General features: G+C 43.1%; 16 protein-coding genes. 1 reads left to right on the forward strand and 15 read right to left on the reverse strand.

The window, feature by feature from the left end; translation table 11 throughout:
- Positions 1-68: 68 nt before the first annotated feature.
- From MHB84_RS29760 to MHB84_RS29775, 4 genes are all read right to left on the reverse strand, one after another.
- On the reverse strand, positions 69-1,127 hold the full coding sequence (locus MHB84_RS29760; RefSeq protein ID WP_076288404.1) for a threonine aldolase family protein: 1,059 nt from the start codon (positions 1,125-1,127) through the stop codon (positions 69-71).
- The gene (locus MHB84_RS29765; protein ID WP_231952523.1) at positions 1,124-1,558 is read right to left on the reverse strand and encodes a MarR family winged helix-turn-helix transcriptional regulator; all 435 of its coding nucleotides are present in this window, start codon (positions 1,556-1,558) and stop codon (positions 1,124-1,126) included. The genes MHB84_RS29760 and MHB84_RS29765 overlap by 4 nt, the downstream gene beginning before the upstream one ends.
- 189 nt (positions 1,559-1,747) lie before the next feature.
- Positions 1,748-3,466 carry an ABC transporter ATP-binding protein gene (locus MHB84_RS29770; RefSeq protein WP_076288403.1) on the reverse strand — a complete coding sequence of 573 codons (1,719 nt, stop codon included), beginning with the start codon at positions 3,464-3,466 and terminating at the stop codon, positions 1,748-1,750.
- 2 nt (positions 3,467-3,468) lie between these two features.
- Complete coding sequence (locus tag MHB84_RS29775; protein WP_099854339.1) at positions 3,469-3,837, reverse strand: hypothetical protein; 369 nt, start codon at positions 3,835-3,837, stop codon at positions 3,469-3,471.
- Positions 3,838-4,034: 197 nt separating this feature from the next.
- On the opposite strand from MHB84_RS29775, the gene MHB84_RS29780 reads away from it, so the two are divergent.
- On the forward strand, positions 4,035-6,134 hold the full coding sequence (locus MHB84_RS29780) for a serine hydrolase domain-containing protein (RefSeq protein ID WP_076288402.1): 2,100 nt from the start codon (positions 4,035-4,037) through the stop codon (positions 6,132-6,134).
- 99 nt (positions 6,135-6,233) lie between these two features.
- Here MHB84_RS29780 and MHB84_RS29785 read toward each other — a convergent pair whose 3' ends face one another.
- The 11 genes from MHB84_RS29785 to MHB84_RS29835 all read right to left on the reverse strand — a co-directional run bounded on the left by MHB84_RS29785 (position 6,234) and on the right by MHB84_RS29835 (position 20,399).
- The gene (locus tag MHB84_RS29785) at positions 6,234-7,175 is read right to left on the reverse strand and encodes an alpha/beta hydrolase (protein ID WP_076288401.1); all 942 of its coding nucleotides are present in this window, start codon (positions 7,173-7,175) and stop codon (positions 6,234-6,236) included.
- A gap of 57 nt (positions 7,176-7,232) precedes the next feature.
- Positions 7,233-9,356, reverse strand: coding sequence for a serine hydrolase domain-containing protein (locus MHB84_RS29790; RefSeq protein ID WP_076288400.1), 2,124 nt, complete (start codon positions 9,354-9,356; stop codon positions 7,233-7,235).
- Between the two features lie 218 nt (positions 9,357-9,574).
- Positions 9,575-11,665, reverse strand: coding sequence for a serine hydrolase domain-containing protein (locus MHB84_RS29795; protein WP_076288399.1), 2,091 nt, complete (start codon positions 11,663-11,665; stop codon positions 9,575-9,577).
- Between the two features lie 23 nt (positions 11,666-11,688).
- Entirely contained in the window at positions 11,689-13,173 is a 1,485-nt protein-coding gene (locus MHB84_RS29800) for an alpha/beta hydrolase family protein (protein ID WP_341143094.1), read from the reverse strand.
- 102 nt (positions 13,174-13,275) lie between these two features.
- Positions 13,276-14,259 (reverse strand): alpha/beta hydrolase, encoded by a 984-nt coding sequence (locus MHB84_RS29805; protein WP_076288398.1) that lies wholly within the window; start codon positions 14,257-14,259, stop codon positions 13,276-13,278.
- Positions 14,260-14,431: 172 nt separating this feature from the next.
- A complete protein-coding gene (locus MHB84_RS29810) occupies positions 14,432-15,421 on the reverse strand; it encodes an alpha/beta hydrolase (protein ID WP_076288397.1) in 990 nt (329 codons plus the stop codon).
- A gap of 221 nt (positions 15,422-15,642) precedes the next feature.
- Entirely contained in the window at positions 15,643-17,010 is a 1,368-nt protein-coding gene (locus tag MHB84_RS29815; RefSeq protein WP_076288396.1) for a sensor histidine kinase, read from the reverse strand.
- Positions 17,007-17,681: a response regulator transcription factor gene (locus MHB84_RS29820; RefSeq protein WP_024634376.1), complete on the reverse strand. Its 675-nt coding sequence runs from the start codon at positions 17,679-17,681 to the stop codon at positions 17,007-17,009. Before MHB84_RS29820 ends, MHB84_RS29815 begins: the two co-directional genes overlap by 4 nt.
- Positions 17,682-17,770: 89 nt before the next feature.
- On the reverse strand, positions 17,771-18,523 hold the full coding sequence (locus MHB84_RS29825) for a hypothetical protein (protein WP_256716771.1): 753 nt from the start codon (positions 18,521-18,523) through the stop codon (positions 17,771-17,773).
- Positions 18,524-18,651: 128 nt separating this feature from the next.
- Positions 18,652-19,728: a sensor histidine kinase gene (locus MHB84_RS29830; RefSeq protein ID WP_076288395.1), complete on the reverse strand. Its 1,077-nt coding sequence runs from the start codon at positions 19,726-19,728 to the stop codon at positions 18,652-18,654.
- On the reverse strand, positions 19,725-20,399 hold the full coding sequence (locus MHB84_RS29835; protein ID WP_099854353.1) for a response regulator transcription factor: 675 nt from the start codon (positions 20,397-20,399) through the stop codon (positions 19,725-19,727). Before MHB84_RS29835 ends, MHB84_RS29830 begins: the two co-directional genes overlap by 4 nt.
- Positions 20,400-20,429: the final 30 nt, after the last annotated feature.

The following is a 20,429-nucleotide window of genomic DNA, read 5'->3' on the forward strand; positions in this document are numbered from 1 at the left end:
CCGTTAACATGGCGACTTATTTTTTGGCGTTTTACTCCGTCAATGTACTATCCTTTAGTGATTAATGATTATACACAAGCTTTCAATTTGTTCAGAGCCTGGGAAATATCCCGAATCAGTGAGTCCACATTTTCCCGCTGGGTTGCCCAACTGGTACAAAAACGAACGACGCTGTGTGTATCGGACACCTTTTCCCAGAATGTGAACGAGTAACGGCTGCGTAAATCCTGAAGCAGATCATCTGGCAGAATCGGAAATTGCTGATTGGTTGGAGAATCATATAGGAAAGTAATACCTTGCTCCGCAAGCGAATCATGAATCAACATGGCCATGTCCACCGCATGCTGGGAAATCTCAAGATACAGACCATCCTCAAACAGCGTTTCAAACTGAATTCCCAGCAATCTTCCTTTGGCAAGCAGGCCGCCTTTTTGTTTGATCATATAACGAAAATCTGGCTTGAGTTTTTCATTCAAAATGACTACCGCTTCCCCCATCAATGCTCCGATCTTGGTTCCGCCAATATAGAATACATCACATAGGCGAGCGAGATCAGCGAGAGTCGTATCACAATTCCGGGAAGCAAGAGCATAACCAAGACGTGCCCCATCAATAAATAACGGGAGACCACACTGCCGGCTCACATCAAACAATGCTTGCAGCTCTGCCTTGCTGTACATCGTACCGTTCTCAGTAGGCTGGGATATGTAAACCATTCCGGGCTGGACACAATGTTCAGGTGCTGCATCATTCCAATGGGCATCATAGACCGCTTTGACCTGATCTGATGTGATCTTCCCATCTTCGCTTGGTACCGTGATTACTTTGTGACCTGTGGCTTCGATTGCTCCCGTCTCATGGACTGCGATGTGGCCCGAAGTCGCTGCAATCACGCCTTGGTACGGACGCAAAATGGAGGCGATAACCGTTGTATTGGTCTGTGTACCCCCAACCAAAAAATGCACATCTGCCTTTTCATTTTCACAAGCTTGTCGAATAAGGCTTCTCGCCCGATCACAATGGGCATCTTTACCGTAACCGCTCGTTTGTTCCATGTTCGTTGAAATCAGTCTTTGCAAAATGCGCTCATGCGCGCCTTCGTTGTAATCACATTCGAATCGTATCATCGTCTTGTCTCTCCTGCTCTTTTGTTCAACTTATCCTGAATATTCATCATTGAAGCGTAAACTTCTCTGATCTCTTCCTCATCCAAACCTTGCATTAACTTCACAATCTGCTGATCTGAACGTTCATTCAACTCACCGTAAAGCTCCTGCCCTTTTTCAGTCAGGCGAATCAAACTAACCCGGCTGTCAGCAGCTGAATCCACTTTCATCAGCAGCCCTTCTCTGGTCAGTTTACTTACAATTCGGCTCATGTAGCTGCGATCAATGGTCAGTGTATCCACCAGATTGTTCGCAATGCTCTCCCCTTGAATGCCAATTTCAATAATGACCCTTGCTTCAGCGAAGGAGTATCCCGTTCCCAGGATATGCTTATCGAGTACACCGAGTATATTGGTATAAAAACGGTTAAAACGCCGCATTTCAGTCAACATATCTGCATTTATTTGCTGAGAGTCGATGTGAAACCCTCCCTTTTAGTGGACATTGTCAACATTATATTAATCAGTTTAGTGGACGTTGTCAACAATATAATATCGATGAGCTTTATAGTTCAAATGAATGCCACTTTATTGAAAAACAAAAAAACAAACCGCGCAAATGCACGGTTTGTTTTTTGGCTATTAGGAATGGCTGTATTGCACCTGATGAAGTCTGCTGTATATGCCTCCGGCAGCGACCAGTTCCTCATGGTTCCCCTGCTCAGCGATGCCATCCGCGTTGACTACAAGGATGCGATCTGCATTCTTGATGGTTGTCAGTCGGTGTGCAATAACAAGTGTTGTTCTACCCACTGACAGTTCCGCCAAGGACTTCTGGATTAATGCTTCAGTTTCGGTATCCAGAGCGGACGTTGCTTCGTCCAGGATGAGAATCGGTGGATTTTTCAGGAACATACGAGCAATGGACAAGCGCTGTTTTTGACCTCCGGAAAGTTTGACACCACGTTCACCAATGATCGTATCGATCCCTTCTGGCAAAGTAAGAAGCAACTCTTCCAAAGAGGCACGACGGGCTGCATCCCAGATTTGTTCGTCTGTAGCCGTTAAATCGCCATAAGCGATATTCTCCTTAATTGTGCCTGAGAAGAGAAATACATCTTGTTGAACAATACCGATATGTCTACGCAATGATTCCAGCTGAACCTCACGAATATCAACTCCATCAACGGTGATCCGACCTTCCTCTACTTCATAGAATCGTGGAAGCAGACTGCAAATGGTCGTTTTACCTGCACCCGAAGGACCCACAAATGCAACGGTTTCCCCTGGATTGATGGACAAACTGATATTATTCAGAATACGTCGATTTTCCTCATAACCGAATGAGACATTTTCGAAGCGAATATCTCCACGGACGCTTTTTAGCTCAACGGCATTTTTCGCATCGGCGATTTCCGGCTCAGTATCAATGATTTCCAGATAACGCTTGAATCCTGCAATGCCCTTAGGATAACTTTCGATTACGGCGTTAATTTTCTCAATCGGACGGAAGAAGATGTTGGATAACAACAGGAATGCCATGAAATCACCCATATCAATTCTGCCATCGATAAAGAACCAGGCACCGCTAATCATAACGAACACAGTAACCAGACGCATCATCATGTAGCTGACCGATATACTCTTCGCCATCGTTTTGTAAGCAAGCAGCTTTGTTTTACGGAAGTTCTCGTTGTCTACGGAAAATAGTTTTTTCTCATGCTCTTCGTTAGCGAATGATTGAACGACACGAATTCCGCCTACGTTGTCTTCAATACGGGAATTGAAATTCCCCACATCGCCGAAGAGGCGCCGATAGGTCTTCGTCATACGCCCACCGAACACGATAATGACCCAGGCCATGATAGGAATAATGACAAAGGTGATCAGTGCAAGCTCTAAATTAATGTTCGCCATGAGCCAGAAAGATCCGATTAATGTCATCACTGCGATGAAAACATCCTCTGGTCCATGGTGAGCCACCTCGCCAATATCGTTAAGGTCATTCGTAAGATGACCGATCAGATGACCCGTTTTACGATTATCGAAAAACCGGAAGGATAACTTTTGCAAATGAGCAAACATCTTCGAACGCATGTTGGTCTCAATGTTAATGCCAAGCATATGTCCCCAGTAGGTCACGACATAATTCAAGACGGTATTCAGCGCATAGATCGACAGCAATACAATACATGCGAGGATAATGAGTGGCCAATCTTGACCAGGCAGCAACTCATTAATGAACTTGCTTACAGCAAGTGGAAATGCCAGCTCTAGTAAACCAGCTATTACGGCACAACCAAAATCAATTAAAAACAGTTTTTTGTAAGGACGATAATACGAGAAAAAACGACGAACCATTCTTATTCACTCTCCAGATCCTGATTAGGGCTTTCTTCTTCATTTTGTAATTCAAAAAGTTGGATGTATTCATCAATGACCTGATCAATCGCTTTCAACTCACCACTGATCATCTGATGTATATTACGGAACTCCTCCTGACCAAGCTGTCTAGCCAACGTAGCTCTTCGATTCTGCATTTGTTCCAAAAAGACTAGAATTCTTCCACGACGAAACGTTTGTGCCCCATTACCCCGTTTTCCGTGATGCTCTCCATGCCCTCTCCCACGTCTTGAACGTTCACCTTGTTGCTCATCTTCCCCACGACCGCGTCTGGACCGCTCTCCATGGCGATCAGGTTGTTCGTTCACATTTATATGTCTTTCTCTCATTTGTGAAGCACCTCCATTTTCGTATACATTTGTATACGAATTGTTTATGTATACGATTGTATACGCAAGGGATTTTTCTGTCAACCCGTATTTTTCCATTTTATTCTGGGCCAATTCATATTCAGTTCACCGTCCTAGAGTACACTAGCTTACGTACCACCACAGAGATTCCCAATCCACAGATAAGACAGGAGAAGATGAGATTGACACTGAAAAAACGAACTTCATTCGCCGCCGTAACCCTGGTGTTAACCATGTTAGCCCCAATGACTGCTCTCGCCACACCGGCAACCAGTAACAGTAGTAACCTTACGTATGATATGACCCAAAAAGCGGTGATGGAGAAGGCCAAGCTCCTTACCGAAACATATGGTACAACAAGTGTGCAGTACGCACTCATGGATGAGGGAGAGATCGTGATCTCCGGACAGGTAGGCAAAAACGACCCAGAGGGCCGTATCCCCCTTTCTTCTAATACAATGTACGGCATCGGTTCAACCAGTAAAATGGTGCTCACAGCCGCTGTGATGAAGCTAGTTGACGAAGACAAGATCGATCTGGATGTGCCGGTTGTGAACTATATCCCTGACTTTAAAATGAAAGATAACCGTTACAAACAGATCACACCTCGTATGTTGCTGAATCATTCATCTGGGATTCTTGGAACCTCAAGCGGTAGTGCCATACTGTATGGGGACAATGATACCTATGCACATGATACATTTTTGGATCAATTGGTCGAGCAAAATTTGAAGGCAGATCCGGGAGCCTACTCGGTGTATAGTAACGATAGCTTTACGTTAGCGGAGATTCTGGTTGAAAAGGTTAGTGGCATGAGCTTTAGCCATTTCATCCAACAGAATTTCACCGAACCCCTGGGTATGAGCCATACCAAAACGCCGCAGGATCTGGTTGATCCTGACCAAATGGCGGTAACTTATTCGCAGCTGAATAAGGAACAACTTCCACTAGAGAACACGAATATGATTGGCTCTGGAGGCATTTACTCTACTGCAGAAGACCTGGTCAAATTTTCGCAAATCTTTATGGGAGAGGTCACAGGTATTCTTTCCAGTGAGTCAGCAGAAGCCATGACGCAGGAAGAATACAAAAGTGGCCTGTGGCCAGAGGACAGCGATTCATCTATTTCGTACGGGTTAGGTTGGGATAGTGTGAACTTGTTCCCATTTAGCGAATACGGCATCAAGGCAGTTACCAAAGGCGGGAATACGATTGCCTATCATTCGTCATTAATTGTGCTTCCGGAATACAATATGGCTGCAGCCGTTACTTCCTCAGGTGGGTCAAGCACAACCGACCAATTGATTGCCAGCGAACTGTTGCTTAGCGCACTTGAGGAAAAGGATATTATTGAAGGACGGAAGCCGGAAAAATCATTTGGCGCCCCTGTAAAAACAACCATGCCGAAAGAGCTAACGCAGTATGCTGGCATTTATGGGGCGGTTGGCAGCTCGTTATTGAAGTTGGAAGTGAATGATGAAGGACAGTTGACGATGTCCCAGCTATTGTCGCCGAACAGTACCGAACAAAAGTATACGTATACTGAAGATGGCTCTTTCGTGAACGAGCAAGGTACAGAAAAGTTGAAATTCGCCCAAGGAGATAACGGGAATACATACTTGTGGTCCCGTTCGTATCAGTCTGTGCCAGGGCTTGGACAGATCGCCTCCTCGGAATACAAGGCAGAAAAGCTCGAAACCAATACATTACCCGAAGATGTAACAGCCGCTTGGCAGAAGCGTGAAGGCAACATTTATTACCTGGTGAATGAAAAATACACCTCAACGGTATATGACAGTGCAACGCCGATTATCCCTATTCATATGTTCGATGAAGCACCAGGGTATGTGTATACCAATAAAATTATTGATGCAAATTCGGCTGTGAACCAACTGCAAATTCCAGGCTTGGCTGGGCGTGATACGATGGAGTATAAGTTCTTTGAGAAAGACGGCGTGGAATACGTCTCAGCAGGAGGAAAGGTCTACGTCAGTCAAGAACTTGTGAGACCACTCTATTCAGGGAAACAATCGAAGACAACGATTCAAACAAACGGTTATGCGACATGGTACTCGATACCGGCAGCAGCCGCAGGTAAAGTGATGACAGTGAAGATGCCTTCGAAAGGCGCTTTCACTGTATATGACCAGACAGGTATCAGTACGAACCATACCGTGGTTAGTGGCGAGAATGAAGTTACCTTACCTGAAAACGGTACGATTGTATTTGCTGGTGAAGCTGGTTCAAGGTTCGAAATTTCGTTAACAAATCAATAATAATGAGCATGGAAAATACGCCCGTTCCCCGGTGTTCTATTGGGGAACGGGCGTTTCATTCTTTCTGAAATCAATCCTGAAACTACGTTTGCTCTAAGTTTATTTTACTTCGTTCATAAACTTCCTGAAGTTTTCGGCTATTTCCTTGGACCGGGTATGGTGTAAATAATGTCCACCTTCGAATGTCATCACTTTACCATGTACTGAATTTTTGACTTGCTCTTCATGCAAAGGTATCCAACCTTCCGTTTCGGTATCATTCGCTTGTAAAAAGAAAATGACAGGCAGATCTCTAGGGAAGCTCAAGTTTTCAGCAGCTTTGAAATTGGGACCAAAATTTTCGCCTTCATTTAAGTTATTCGGATTAAACGTATTTTTGAGTGAGAGCATTCTAATCTGTTCTCTGGTTTCATCATCAACATCGGGTGCAATCAGTTGATCAGGGGCCAGTTTCATTAACAATCGGTAGAATCCTGATTTTTTAAGCAGTTTGTACGTTTCGGTTGGAAATGGATCATCGTTACCTCCCTGCGTTGGAACGCTGCTATCAATCCCGACGAAGGCAGTTACTTCGTTTGGATATTTGTTCACATAGTCCAGTCCATAAATTCCTGAAATAGAGTGACCCATGAGCGTGTAACGATGAATATTAAGCTGCTGTAACGCTTCATGAATTTCACTAACCATATTTTCCGTGGTACGCTCTTTTTCAGTTACGTCACTTAATCCATAACCGAAAGGCTCAATGACAACGACTTTGTAAAATGGTGATAGCTCATCGATGAGCGGTTTAAAATCGAGAGCTGGGGCAGGCGTTCCGTACCCCGGAAGCAATACCACGGTTTCTTCACCTTTTCCTTGGATCAACACATTCATGTTTTTCCCGTCAACCGCTACGGACTGACCATAGGCTTTTATTTTCCCTTCCTCCGATTTGTTGCTAATTACATTTACAATAAAAACAGTGGCAATAAATAATGCAAAAGCGATAACTATGGCACCGAATATTTTGAGCAAAATGATAAATATTTTTTTCATCATGATGGTTCTCTCCTGTTAAGTTCGTTTATTGTACAGCCATTTGAAACTCTATTCATTTTACTTCTTTAATGAAATTTCAAATCGGGAGCCAACCTCACCTGCAAATACAATACGACCGTTTTCTGGTAAGACAACTTCATTCTTACCGCTGACCCCGGTGTAATTAATACATATTCCCGTCTGGTCGTATACGGCAAAGGCGCTATTTGCGGGTATTTTCACCGTCATGACTTTTCCTTTCGCAGTCGCTGGTACAGAGAACCATTTAGCATATCCATCTGCTTGAATGGTTGTTGCGGATTGTTTACCCGGATAGATGGGTTTTACAAGTTCCTCACTGGCGTATACATAACCCGAAGCTGTAAGATACTCTCCTCCGTTCTTTTGAGAGAAATGAATGTCCATCGTATCACGTCCGGCAGTACCTGGAATTTGCAAAGGATTGGCTGCTTCGTTAGCTCCAATAATCTTATTATTGGACATATACCCTGGATTCTCTTTATTCATATGAATAGGCAGGATCGATGAAGCATTGAGATAGACCATTGATGTGTATTTCTCATTCACCAGATAATATTTTTTACCATCGCGCTTTGCCCATGCGGCGTTAATCTCCTTTGATAATTTATTGGCTTCCAGCTTCTCCGCATTATATTCTGAGAAAGCCAGCTGTCCGAGTCCTGGAACGGATATATAAGACCGTGACCACAAGTAGGTATTCCCATTTTTCTCGACAACGAATTTCAACTTATCTGTACCTTCGTTGTTAACAAAAGTACCATCTGCTGTATATGTGTATTCTTGAGCCGGATTACTCGGAGCTGTAAGTGAAGATACCGTCATTTGTCCAGCCGTATTGATGTTGATCTTCGTAACTGAATTATTGCCACCATACATACCTGCAAACTTGGATATTTCCTTAGGCATATTGGCCTTCACGGGTACGCCAAATGATTTTTCCGGCTTCCGTTCTTTAATAACGCCCTTTTCCTCAAGTGCGCTGAGTAATAATTCATTGGCAATGAAATGATTGGTTAAGCTTGACCCGCCTGAGGAGATAACGGCTGCAGCCATGTTGTATTCCGGGAGTACCACTAATGAGGAGTGATAAGATAACGTATCTCCACCTTTCATAACGGCCTTAATGCCGTATTCGTTGAATGGAAACAAGTTCACACTATCCCAACCTAACCCGTAAGACATAAGCGTATCGCTATCCTCTGGCCACATGCCTCTTTTATACTCTTCTTGCGCCATAGCTTCTACAGACTTACTGGAAAGAATGCCTTCGACCTGTCTCGTGAAGATTTGTGAAAATTTGACCAGATCTTCAGCGGTGGAATACAGACCTCCAGTAGCAATGATATTATAATTCTCTTTTGGAAGTTGTCCCTCATAAAATGGGGAATAGATTGCCGCCATTTCTGCCGGGTTAACCACATCCTGTGGTGTTTTCGTATGTTTCATATCCAAAGGCTCCGTGAAAAACTTGTGTATGAATGCGGTATAATCGAAGCCGCTAACTCTTTCGACCAGAATCTCGGCTAACGTAAAGCCATCGTTGCTGTAGACTGAGTATGCGCCGGGTTCTGCTTTCAGGTTTTGACCTGCCAATTGCTCCAGAAACGTATCATGTGAATACGTGTCATTATCTCCGTACAAGGTGGCATTGCTGAATGAGCTGCCCAGTAGACCGGAAGAATGATTCAGCAACATACGGGGTGTGATCTGTTTGTATCGGTTATCTTTCATTTTAAAATCGGGCATATAGTTCACAACCGGCACATCCAAATCGATCTTGCCTTCGTCAACCAGCTTCATTACAGCGGCTGCAAGCATCATTTTGCTGGTTGAACCAATACCATAGATCGTGTTCGAAGTAAGACGTACCTTGTCGTTTATATCGTTCTTGCCCGTTTGACCGGACACCACAATCTCTCCACCATCGATGAGCGCATATTGCAGACTCGTCGTACCGTAAGTCCCAGTCAGCAATTTGGCTTTTTCAATCACGGTTTTCTTCGTTGTCTCATACTTTAGGGTGCTGTTGTTATTCGTGGTAGCCGGTGCGGCCATTGTTGATAGTGGGGCTAACATGGTTAACACTAGAGTTAAAGCTGCAATTGAGGTTCGTTTTTTGACTGTTCTCTTGACCATGTTCATTTTCTCTTGTTGTATCATCCGCATCTTCTCCTGTCAGTCTCTTCATTAGAGTATCTTGCTTTGGTGCTAAAATAAGCTTAACCAATATAAATGTACTGCTCGTGACATCTATATGAACCGAGTATGAACAGGCAAAAAAATTTGAGTACATAATGATATACGACCCCTGATCCTTCCTTTTTTCGTCATAAAAATATCCCCTTTAAGTGTCTACTTAAAGGGGATAAAGACTTCGTCTATTTCAATGAAATTTCAAATTTGGAATCAACGTCGCCTGCAAATACAATGCGGCCGTTTTCTGGTAAAACAACCTCATTCTTACCGCTGACCACGGTGTGATTAATGCAAATACCCTTCTGGTCATATACTGCAAAGGCTCCATTTGCAGGCATCTTAACCGTCATAACTTTTCCTTTCACAGTTGCTGGTACCGAAAACCATTTGGCATATCCATCTGCTTGAATGGTTGTAGCGGATTGTTTACCCGAATAGAGTGGTTGTACAATTTCCTCACTGGCGAATACGCTACCTACGGCTGTAATGTACTCCACTCCGTTCTTTTTAGAGAAATAGATTTCCTTTGTATCACGACCAGCCATGCCAGGGATTTGCAGCGCAGTGACTGCTTCGTTTGCTCCAATAATCTTAATATTAGACATATACCCTGGGGTCTCTTTATCCGCATGAATCGGGAGAATTGGTGACGAATGGAGATAAACCGTTGATGTATATTTCTGATTTACCACGTAATATCTTTTACCTTCACGCTTCTCCCATGAAGCCGTAATATCCTGGGATAATTCATTGGCTTCCAGCTTCTCTGCTGTATATTCTGAGAAAGCCAACTGCCCAAGTCCTGGCAAGGATATATATGATCGAGACCACAGATACGTACTTCCGTTCTTCTCCGTAACAAATTTCAACTTTTCTGTGCCTTCATCGTTAACAAAAGTACCATCTGATGTATAAGTGTACTTTTGAGCTGAATCACTCGGAGCTGCCAGTGTGGATACAGTCATTTGTCCAGCATGATTCATTTCGATCTTCTTAACCGAATTATTGCCGCCATACATACCTGCATACGTGGATATCTCTTTAGGTATATCTGCCTTTACTGGCACCCCAAATGATTTTTCTGGCTTCCGTTTTGTAATGATACCCTTTTCCTCAAGGGCGCTGAGTAATAATTCACTCGCAATGAACTGATCTTTGGCACTTGTCCCACCTGATGAGGTAACGGCTGCAGCCAGATTGTATTCCGGCAGTACGATTAATGAGGAGTGATACGATATCGTATCTCCACCTTTCGTAACGGCCTTGATGCCGTATTCACTGAATGGGAACAAATTCACACTATCCCACCCTAACCCGTACGAAATAGAACTATCGCTATCCTCCGGCCACATGCCTCTTTTGTATTCTTCTTGCGCCATGGCCTCTACCGACTTACTGGAAAGAATGCCTTCGACCTCGCCCGTGAAGATCTGTGAAAATTTCACAAGATCTTCAGCGGTAGAGTAAATGCCACCAGTAGCGATGATATTATAATTCTCTTGTGGAAGCTGGCCTTCATATAAAGGAGAATAGATTCCCGCCATTTCTGCTGGCTCAACCACATCCTGTGGTGTTTTGGTATGATTCATGTCCAGAGGCTCTGTAATATACTTGTGTATAAAAGCAGTAAAGCCCATGCCACTAACTCTTTCGACTAGAATCTCCGCTAATGTAAAACCATCGTTACAATATACGGAGTATTCTCCTGGATCGGCTTTTAGAGTCTGTGTCGCCAATTGATCCAGAAAAGTGTCATGTGAATAGGTATCATTATCTCCGTACAAGGTGGCATTGCTGCCGGAGCTGCCCAACAGACCGGAAGAATGATTTAACAGCATGCGTGGTGTGATTTGTTTGTAGCGATTATCTTTCATTTTAAAGTCAGGGATATAGTTCACAACAGGCTTATCCAAATCAATCTTGCCTTCGTCAACCAGCTTCATTACAGCCGCTGTAAGCACCATTTTACTGGTTGAACCAATGCCATAGATCGTGTTCGAAGTAAGAGGCACCTTGTTATTGATATCGTTCTTGCCCGTTTGACCGGACACCACAATCTCTCCAGCATCGATTAATGCATATTGCACACTGGTCGTACCGTACGTCTCAGTAAGGATCTTCGCTTTCTCCGCTACTATTCTCCTGGTTGGTTCATACGTCAGATCGCTGTTGTTACTCGTAGCTGGTGCGGCCATGACTGACATTGGAGCTAACATCATTAACACCAGAGTTAAGGCAGTGATTGAAGTTCGTTTTCCCGTTTGTCGTCCCATTCACATCATCTCCTGAGTTTAAATTAGAGTTCTTTCGGATCTACAAATTTCACCTCTGGGTACAAGTCGCTCGGCCCCTGAATCAGAGTTCCGCCCGTTCCTTTCAATTGCTTATTAAAGAAATCAAGTACATATTGATTTACGATGTTTGATCCTCTTTTACCATTGATGTCTCCTGTAATTCCGGACAGTTTAATCAGCTCCGAATAGAATTGAAGATCCGTGAAATTGAAGTGCTGGGTTCCTTCTATATAAATCACATTCCCCCCCTGATTGATAACCGTTTTCATAATGTGCAGCTCATCTGAAAGAAACTTAGTTACTTCGTCATCCGAATTTCTATCACTTTCAAAATTGGTTAACCAGTCTTCAAAATTTCCCGATCTGATAAACATAAACGGCTTGTTTATATCATCTCTATCTTCTACTTCATTCAGTGACCCATCCATATTAACCCCGGCCTTGATTCGTTGATCTAAATACGTTGCATTAAACGCCGTTGCACCCCCAAAAGAATGTCCCATCGCGCCTATGTTATTTAAATCGATCTTCCCTTTAAATTGGCTTTCAATTACACCTGAATTTAGCTTTTCGATTTGATCGATAACAAACTCAACGTCTTTTGTCCATATATCCCCAACTTCACTGCGGTCATCTATGGTTGTCATTTTTGTTGTATAGCCCGTTACACGGCCATCCGGAAAAAGGGTAGCAAAGGTGCTGTACGTATGATCGATTGTGACCACGATAAAACCATGACTGGCCAGATTCTCGGCCTGTGATGCTTGTAGAACTCTACTGGTTCCCATACCATGAGATAGCAGTACCACGGGATAAGGACTTGTGGAAGGTAATATTTCTACATTTTCATAAGAGTTGGTTTGACTATACTTCAAGTAGTCGAGCAAAAATTCGGGCAGTTTTAAAGAAGCAGAGAAGCTCTTAATATACGTTTTGAACATTTCTTTATCATTTGGAAACAGCGTGTCACGCTTGTTGTTATTCATGTTCTCAGTAGGATACCAGAATTGGACCATTAACTCCCTCTTGTCGCTTTGATCTTCAGTTAAGACTTCAGCTCTATTCTGGTCTGTAAAATGAAATGTTTGAGTACCCACTTTCTCTGGACCATCCGGCTTCGGCAAATTAAAAACAGGTAGGTATACAGACAAGGCAGTAGAAACAACCAGCAGAATGACGATTAGGGAAGATAAACTATATTTCAAGAACTTCCCTATTTTTAGATTCACCATCTTTTCGGAATGTCTGAATAAAACGATGAGTATGAATAGCGCCGTCATGATATATACCAAAAGCAACTGCCATCTGTATCCCTCAACAAATAATTGAACTAATAATATAACGCTACTTCCTATACCCAAACCCAAGCCTATTTTCTTGGCACTTCTTTTAATAAACAATAGATCTACCAGTAAAGCGAAACAGGATAAAACTAAAAGTATTTCAAATAATCTCATTTGAATCCTCTCTTTCATCACGGACATCATCCGAATTGGATTTACTAACTATGGAAAAACCGCCCCGCAGGACGGTTTTCATATTCGTTCATACACACCTGTTAAGTCAAAGCGTGTACGTTTACACCATATTTATTTTGCTACGTTCATAAAAGCTCTAACGTCTTCAGCAATTTTTTTGAATTGAGTATGGTGTAAATAATGTGAACCATCCATTGTGATTACTTTCCCATGTACCGAATCTTTGATCTGCCCTTCATGCAGCGGTATCCATCCTTCTACACCTTCATTATTTGCTTGTACAAAGAGAAGAAGTGGAAGGTCTGTAGGGAAGGTTAAACCTTGAGCACCTTTAAAATTGGAATAAATATGATCCATCTCGTTTAATGACGTGGGATTATACATGTTTTTATTCGAGATCATTTTCATCTGCTCAACCGTCTGACCATTAAATGCAAGTCCCTCATAGGGGTCTGCACTCACTTTCATCATTAATCTTAAGAGACCTGTATTTCTGAGAAGAGCAAACGTTTTTAATGGGAACTTCGCATCTGTAATACTTGGTTGGGTGGAAACACTACTGTCAATACCGACGAAGGCAGTTACCTCATCCGGATATTTGTTCACATAATCAATGCCGTAAATGCCTGCAATAGAGTGACCCATGAGCATGTACTGATGAATATCAAGTTGCTGCAGAGCTTCATGAACTTCACTTACGATATTTTCTGTAGTTCTTTCTTTTTCTGTTCCATCACTTAATCCGTAACCGAAAGGCTCAACTGCAACAACTTTGTAATATGGAGATAATTCATCAATAAGCAGCTTGAAATCAAGCGCTGGTGTTGCTGTTCCAAAACCAGGCAGAAGCACAATCGTTTCCTTGCCTTCACCTTGAATGAGCACATTCATATTTTTCCCGTCTACAGATACGTGCTGACCATAAGGCTCAATCTTTTTCGCTTCGGAATTGCTACTGATCACATTCGTGATATAAACAATACCTAGAAACAAAATAATGGCGATTACGATTGCTCCTAGTATTTTAAGTATAATATTCCGTACTTTCTTGGCCCTCGATCCATTCTTCGCTTTCTTTTCCTCTGGCTGTGTCACTCTCATCTTCTCCTGTCTTGAACTGTTAGTTCGGCTTTCTTCTTTGCTGCTAATGAAATCTTAACCAATGAAAATGTACTCCCCGTGACATCAATATGAACTGAATATGAACAAGCAAATAAATTAATAAATTTACGGAGACGTCATTGTCGGATAAATTTCCGTGAACACATTATTGGATTTCCTTCATAAATCCCATAAAGTTTTCCGCAATTTCTTTGGCATGGGAACGATACAGATAATGATTTGCTTCCAGCAGCACCACTTCACCATGTACAGAATCCTTTATTAACTTCTCGTGTTCAGGAATCCAATTCTCCGCTGCCGGATGATTCTTTTGAACAAAGAAAAGAACCGGCAGATTAACAGGGAACGTTAGCTGTTCAGCTGCTTTAAAGTTGGAATACATACTCTCTGCCTCATTTAATTGAGTGGTATTATACATATTTTTTCGGATCAAAATGTTCAATTGTTCTTTAGTCTGCTCATCATAAGGCAGTCCATCATAAAGGTCAGCACTCAGTTTTAATTGTAATCGCGCGAAACCTAAGTTACGGAACCATTTAATCGGTTGTGTATCTGACGAATCAATCTTTTGTTCACTAAGCGTTGGAACACTGCTATCCAGTCCGACAAATGCACTTACTTCGTTTGGATATTTGTTCACATAATCCAGGCTATAGATCCCGGAAATGGAATGACCCATGAGAATATACCGATCAATATGAAGACTTTGCAGCGCTTCGTGGATTTCACTTACGATATTTGCTGTACTGCGCTCCCTTTCGGTCTGATCACTCAATCCATAACCAAAAGGTTCAACCACGACGACTTTATAATAGGGGGATAGTTCTGAAATAAGTGGCTTAAAATCAAGTGCGGGTGATGCTGTTCCAAACCCTGGTAAAAGGACGATCGTTTCTTCTCCTTTTCCTTGAATGCTGATATTCATCTGTTTTCCATCTACAGATACACGCTGTCCATACGTTTCCATTCTTTTTTGCTCCGAATGACTGCTGATTTTGTTAACGCTATACACGGTGGCCACGAAAAGTAGGATGACTATAACGATTGCACCAAATACTTTAAGCAAAATGTTTAATACTTTCTTTGTTTTGGATCGACCCGACTGTTTCTTCTCGGTTTCTTGTGTCACACTCATCTGCTCCTGTCTTCATCTGTTTAATGGCTGTAACAAACCTTTAATTCAAGACTAACCAACAAAGATGTCCTCATCATGACGACAATATGAACGGAATATGAACTAACAAAATAAGACCACGTTTCACATGCGAGGGAGCTTGCATGTGAAACGTGGCCTGAAAATATGGTTTAGACAATCGGATGAATATTCTACACATTCACCTTATCCTATAAGCCTAACTATTCCGTTGGTGGAGTGATGGGCAACGTGACAATAAAGGTCGTTCCTTGACCAGGTTCACTTTCTACTCGTATGTCCCCTTGATGAAGCGATACAATCTGTTTAACGATAGCAAGTCCCATACCACTGCCATCATACTTGCGACTGTGAGAACGATCCGACTTGAAAAATCGTTCGAATATGCGCTTCTGGTCTTCAAGGGGGATACCGATACCTGTGTCGGAGATTCGAATAGTCACGTTCTTGATATCCTGCTTGGTGCTGACGTGAATTACGCCGCCATCTTTGGAAAATTTAATACCGTTGCTGAGAATATTTGTCCATACCTGGTTCAGCTGGTCGTGATCAGCCAATACTTTAACAGCTTGGAGATCGAGCTCAAAGTGAATGTTGCGAGCAGACCATTGCGGCTGGAGAGTTACAATGACCCGCCTGATCTGTTCATCCAGGCTAAGTGTGCTAAGTCGTGGTTGCTGCGACTGCGATTCAAGCATACTTAGCTTGAGCAGATTATCACTCATTTTGGACATCCGCTTCGCCTCAGCGATGATAATCTCAAGATATCGGCTTCTTTCTTGCTCTGAGAGATTTACTTGTTTCAGTGCTTGAGCATAACCGGATATCGAAGTCAGCGGAGATTGAACCTCGTGTGACACATTCGTTACAAATTCCCTGCGCATCTGCTCCAACTGCTGCAAATCATGAATCATTTCTTCAAAACTGCGCGCCAGTGTGCCCAGTTCTCCGGTTTGCTTAATATTCAACTTGACGTTGAAATCTCCAGCAGCGATCCGCTTCGTTGCTTTTGTCAGTTTTTTGATCGGTCTAACCAAAAATATGGAAGCAATCAGAATGATAATACTTCCCGCAATCAATGAACAGGTTGCAAAGATCGAAGCCCATTGGACGACAAACAAGGAAGATGGGGGAGTGAGTGTCTCAAAAAACATGGCTTTCGCTCCCATTTCCGTTTTCACCGGCAAACCTAAAAGAACTGTTGCAATACCATTCGGATTGTCCTGAACTACGCCTCCATCTAGCACTTTCTTTAGTTGCTCTTTCGTCACCGTGGCCGATTTATGTCCGTTAAGCTTTCCATACGACTGGAACTGACCCGTTGCATCGTAAATTCGAATATGATATGAATTCAGTAGCTTCATTCCACTAACGTACGATTCTGCTTCACTTAATGGAAGGGTCTTGTAAATCTGCACGATATCCTGGCCGAAGTTACGTATGTTAATTTGAGCATTTTCATTCAATTGATCTTCGAATATCATCGTGGACACAAAAAAAGAAATGACCGTGCCGGCGATGACGGAGACCAGAAATGTCAGGACCACACGGATATATAACGATCTAATCATTCGTAAACCTCAAGCCGGTACCCCAGACCTCGCACCGTTTCAATCCGAAAATCGGGTGTTGTTGCGAACCGTTCACGCAGGCGTTTAATATGTACGTCTACTGTTCGATCATCACCGGCGTAATCAATGCCCCAGATCTGATCGATCAATTGCTCACGTGTATAGACTTGTCCGGGTGTTCCAGCGAGTTTATAGAGCAATTCGAACTCCTTCAGCGGCAACGTAAGCGACTCTGTTCCGCTCGTCACCTTGTAGGTTTGTCGATCCAGGATGACGTTGCCGAAATGGATCGTCTGCGTGGAGCCGATTTTGTATCGTTTCAGTAATGCTCGAACACGAGCCGTGAGCTCCAACGGATCAAACGGTTTCGTCAGATAATCATCGGTTCCCAGTTCGAATCCCTTCACTTTCTCCCAAGTCTCTCCTCTCGCCGTCAGCATGAGCAACGGAAGATCAGGATTGGCTCTTCGCAGCTCCTTACATAACGTCCAACCATCCATGATAGGCATCATGATATCAAGCACAACAAGATCAACATGTGTTGAGCCGTAAACGGTCAGTGCCTCCTTCCCATCCGCAGCTTCAGCCGTTTCAAATCCGTCGTTTCTCAAAAATAAACAGACGAGTTCACGAATGTTCGGATCATCGTCAGCAACTAGTATTGTAGGCATTTGTTTCCTCTTTTCCTGTTTCCATGTCATGTAGTCGTAATCATTATACTATTATTGAATTTGTAAAAAGCAAGAAGCACGTAAGAAATTTAATTACGCCAGCACCTCAGAATGTTATGCATGTCCGCTTTGTTATGAAGAAACTGTTTCACACGAGAGCCGTTGGCACCAGATGGATGAGGGAATCCCCATAAAATTTTCCCTTCAACTAACCGATGTTCATCTAGCAATTGATGGAGTACAGCCTCCACCGACTTTCCTAATGGAATAATAAGAGGATGCTTTAACTGTTCAACTTCAGGCAGAAATGATTCAAGTACAGCTTGATACAAAAATTTATTTTGAGTAATAGAAGGCTGATGTCCATTGTAATTTTGCTTATTCACCAAGACCGGATATCGAATCAGAGAAGTTGTATGTAACAATATACAATCTGCTTCAAACAGCCTTTGCACATGGGGCACTTTTAAATATTCATGCAAGCTTATTTCCTGGAGCATCTGAATCAAATTGCTACGCATGGAGCCGGCCATTCTTGCCGCTATTTTGGCTTCTTTACAGGCTTGCTCATATGATTTGTGTGCTTTCAAAGCCTGGATAGCCGTTCTATATGCAATCTCCATTTGCTGCCAACCTGGTGTGATGCCCACAAGCATGACTTTTGCAGAAGGATTGATATATTCATTATGTGGAGAGTAGAACATCTCCACCTCTCCCGCTGAGCTTAATTTCAGATCATTAATCAGCAGCTCTGCTTTGGAGTACTTTGGTTGTACCGGTAATGAATTCATCACATCAATCAGACGTTGTTGGTGAGTGGAAGATATCAGCAGACTGCACACTCCTTACGGCCTTATGTATTGGCTACCCTGTAGTTTATCGATTATATACCTTATTTTGTACAATAACCGCCGAATTAATTGAAATAAAAAGGGTAATTGAGGACAACGTCCATCAATTACCCTTTTTATTATTCTGAATGGACAGGTAACTGTACAGTAAATGTCGCACCTTCTCCTGGTTCACTGAACACGGAGACAGTACCCCCATGCATCTCCACAATTTTATGCACGATGGACAGACCCAACCCACTGCCGCCCAAGGCACGTGTACGAGATTGATCTGCTTTGTAGAAGCGTTCAAATATACGGAGTTGATCCTGCTTGGTGATGCCAGGTCCACTGTCAGTAATACGCACACTGACCTTGCCTTCACCTTGCGTAAGGAAAACATCAATTTTACCGCCTTCTGGCGTGAACTTGATTGCATTATGAATCAGGTTGATCCATAACTGAATCATCAAGTCCTCATCAGCCAAGATTTCAACTTCTTCCAGCTCTACGTTCATATCTATTTTTTTGTCATCCCATTGGGGTTCGCAGGCCAGAACCAGAGTTACCAACTGCCGATCCAATCGGTAAGATGTTTTTTGTGATGCATGCTCGGATGAATCCAGAACGGCGAGCTTCATCAAATTATCACTCAGTCTGGACAAACGAACACATTCCGTCTCAATGATCGTCAGATACTTTTCCCGTTTCTCCTGGTCCATATCTTTATTTTTCAGCGCTCTGGCGAACCCGCTGATTGACGTGAGCGGCGATCCGATCTCATGTGATACATTGGAGATGAATTCCTGACGCAAATCTTCCATCACTTTGAGATTTGCCGCCATGTCATTGATGCTTTCAACTAACTGCACAAACGGATGGGGATTTCTCTGTCTCCCGTTTCTATTGGCAAATTCCGCATCCAGATTCACACGAAAATCCCCCCGGGAAATGCTTTTCAGTGCCTGAATCATCTCATTAAAAAATTCATACTGCCTGCCTTTAACCAGCGGACCGATGATTGAAATGCATATCCCGAAGAAAATGAACCCAAGCATTGCATTAATCAGAAAAGCAAGCAATTCATGCGGTTCCCAGGGGACAAAGGAATACACATATCTCGTAAGGTAGAAAGCTGCTGTCCAGCAGGCAAACAGGGCCAGAGATACCAGAATGACGTTTCTGGCAATATGAAGAAATCCAGCCTCCTGCTTCATTGCCGTACCTCCAGGCGATAGCCTAAACCTCGCATAGTACGAATGACAAAAGCATGCTCTTCCTCCGGAAACCGTTCACGAAGCCTCTTGATATGCACATCAATTGTCCTCTCGTCCCCTTCGTAATCATAACCCCAGATCTTTTCGATTAACTGATCACGTGTAAAGGTCTTGCCAGGGTAACTCGCAAGGGTGAAAAGCAGTTCAAATTCCTTACGTGGCAACACAATATCCTGATCGCCTTTCTTGCACTCAAACGTATCCCCCCGCAGGACCAGTTCACCAAGCAGGATCACTTGTGAAGTCATAATCCGATATCGTTTCAATAAAGCCTTCACTCGTGCAACCAGCACCAGCGGATCAAAAGGCTTCACCAGATAATCATCCGTCCCAAGGGTAAAACCTTTGATGATCTGCGAGGTTTCTCCTTTGGCTGTTAACATCAGGAGCGGCAGATCCGTCTGCTGCCGCAACTGGCGGCACAATTCCCATCCGTCCATGCCTGGCATCATAATATCGAGAACGACGAGGTCGACCTTATGGTCAGCGAGTAATCGCAGTGCATCCAAACCGTCAACAGCCTCAATTACATGCAAACCCTCCTGCTGTAAAAAATGTCCTACCAGCTCTCGGATATGCGGGTCGTCATCAACGACCAATATGCTTGTCAACGTGACCACCTCCATTTTTTTCAACCTTGC

The organism is Paenibacillus sp. FSL F4-0087, from assembly GCF_038020215.1.
Lineage (GTDB): Bacteria > Bacillota > Bacilli > Paenibacillales > Paenibacillaceae > Paenibacillus > Paenibacillus taichungensis.

Coding starts and splice junctions, on each gene's coding strand:
- MHB84_RS29760 (WP_076288404.1), bottom strand. CDS start 1,127: ATGATACGATTCGAATGTGATTACAACGAAGGCGCGCATGAGCGCATT.
- MHB84_RS29765 (WP_231952523.1), bottom strand. CDS start 1,558: ATGTTGACTGAAATGCGGCGTTTTAACCGTTTTTATACCAATATACTC.
- MHB84_RS29770 (WP_076288403.1), bottom strand. CDS start 3,466: ATGGTTCGTCGTTTTTTCTCGTATTATCGTCCTTACAAAAAACTGTTT.
- MHB84_RS29775 (WP_099854339.1), bottom strand. CDS start 3,837: ATGAGAGAAAGACATATAAATGTGAACGAACAACCTGATCGCCATGGA.
- MHB84_RS29780 (WP_076288402.1), top strand. CDS start 4,035: ATGAGATTGACACTGAAAAAACGAACTTCATTCGCCGCCGTAACCCTG.
- MHB84_RS29785 (WP_076288401.1), bottom strand. CDS start 7,175: ATGATGAAAAAAATATTTATCATTTTGCTCAAAATATTCGGTGCCATA.
- MHB84_RS29790 (WP_076288400.1), bottom strand. CDS start 9,356: ATGATACAACAAGAGAAAATGAACATGGTCAAGAGAACAGTCAAAAAA.
- MHB84_RS29795 (WP_076288399.1), bottom strand. CDS start 11,665: ATGGGACGACAAACGGGAAAACGAACTTCAATCACTGCCTTAACTCTG.
- MHB84_RS29800 (WP_341143094.1), bottom strand. CDS start 13,173: ATGATGTCCGTGATGAAAGAGAGGATTCAAATGAGATTATTTGAAATA.
- MHB84_RS29810 (WP_076288397.1), bottom strand. CDS start 15,421: ATGAGTGTGACACAAGAAACCGAGAAGAAACAGTCGGGTCGATCCAAA.
- MHB84_RS29815 (WP_076288396.1), bottom strand. CDS start 17,010: ATGATTAGATCGTTATATATCCGTGTGGTCCTGACATTTCTGGTCTCC.
- MHB84_RS29820 (WP_024634376.1), bottom strand. CDS start 17,681: ATGCCTACAATACTAGTTGCTGACGATGATCCGAACATTCGTGAACTC.
- MHB84_RS29830 (WP_076288395.1), bottom strand. CDS start 19,728: ATGAAGCAGGAGGCTGGATTTCTTCATATTGCCAGAAACGTCATTCTG.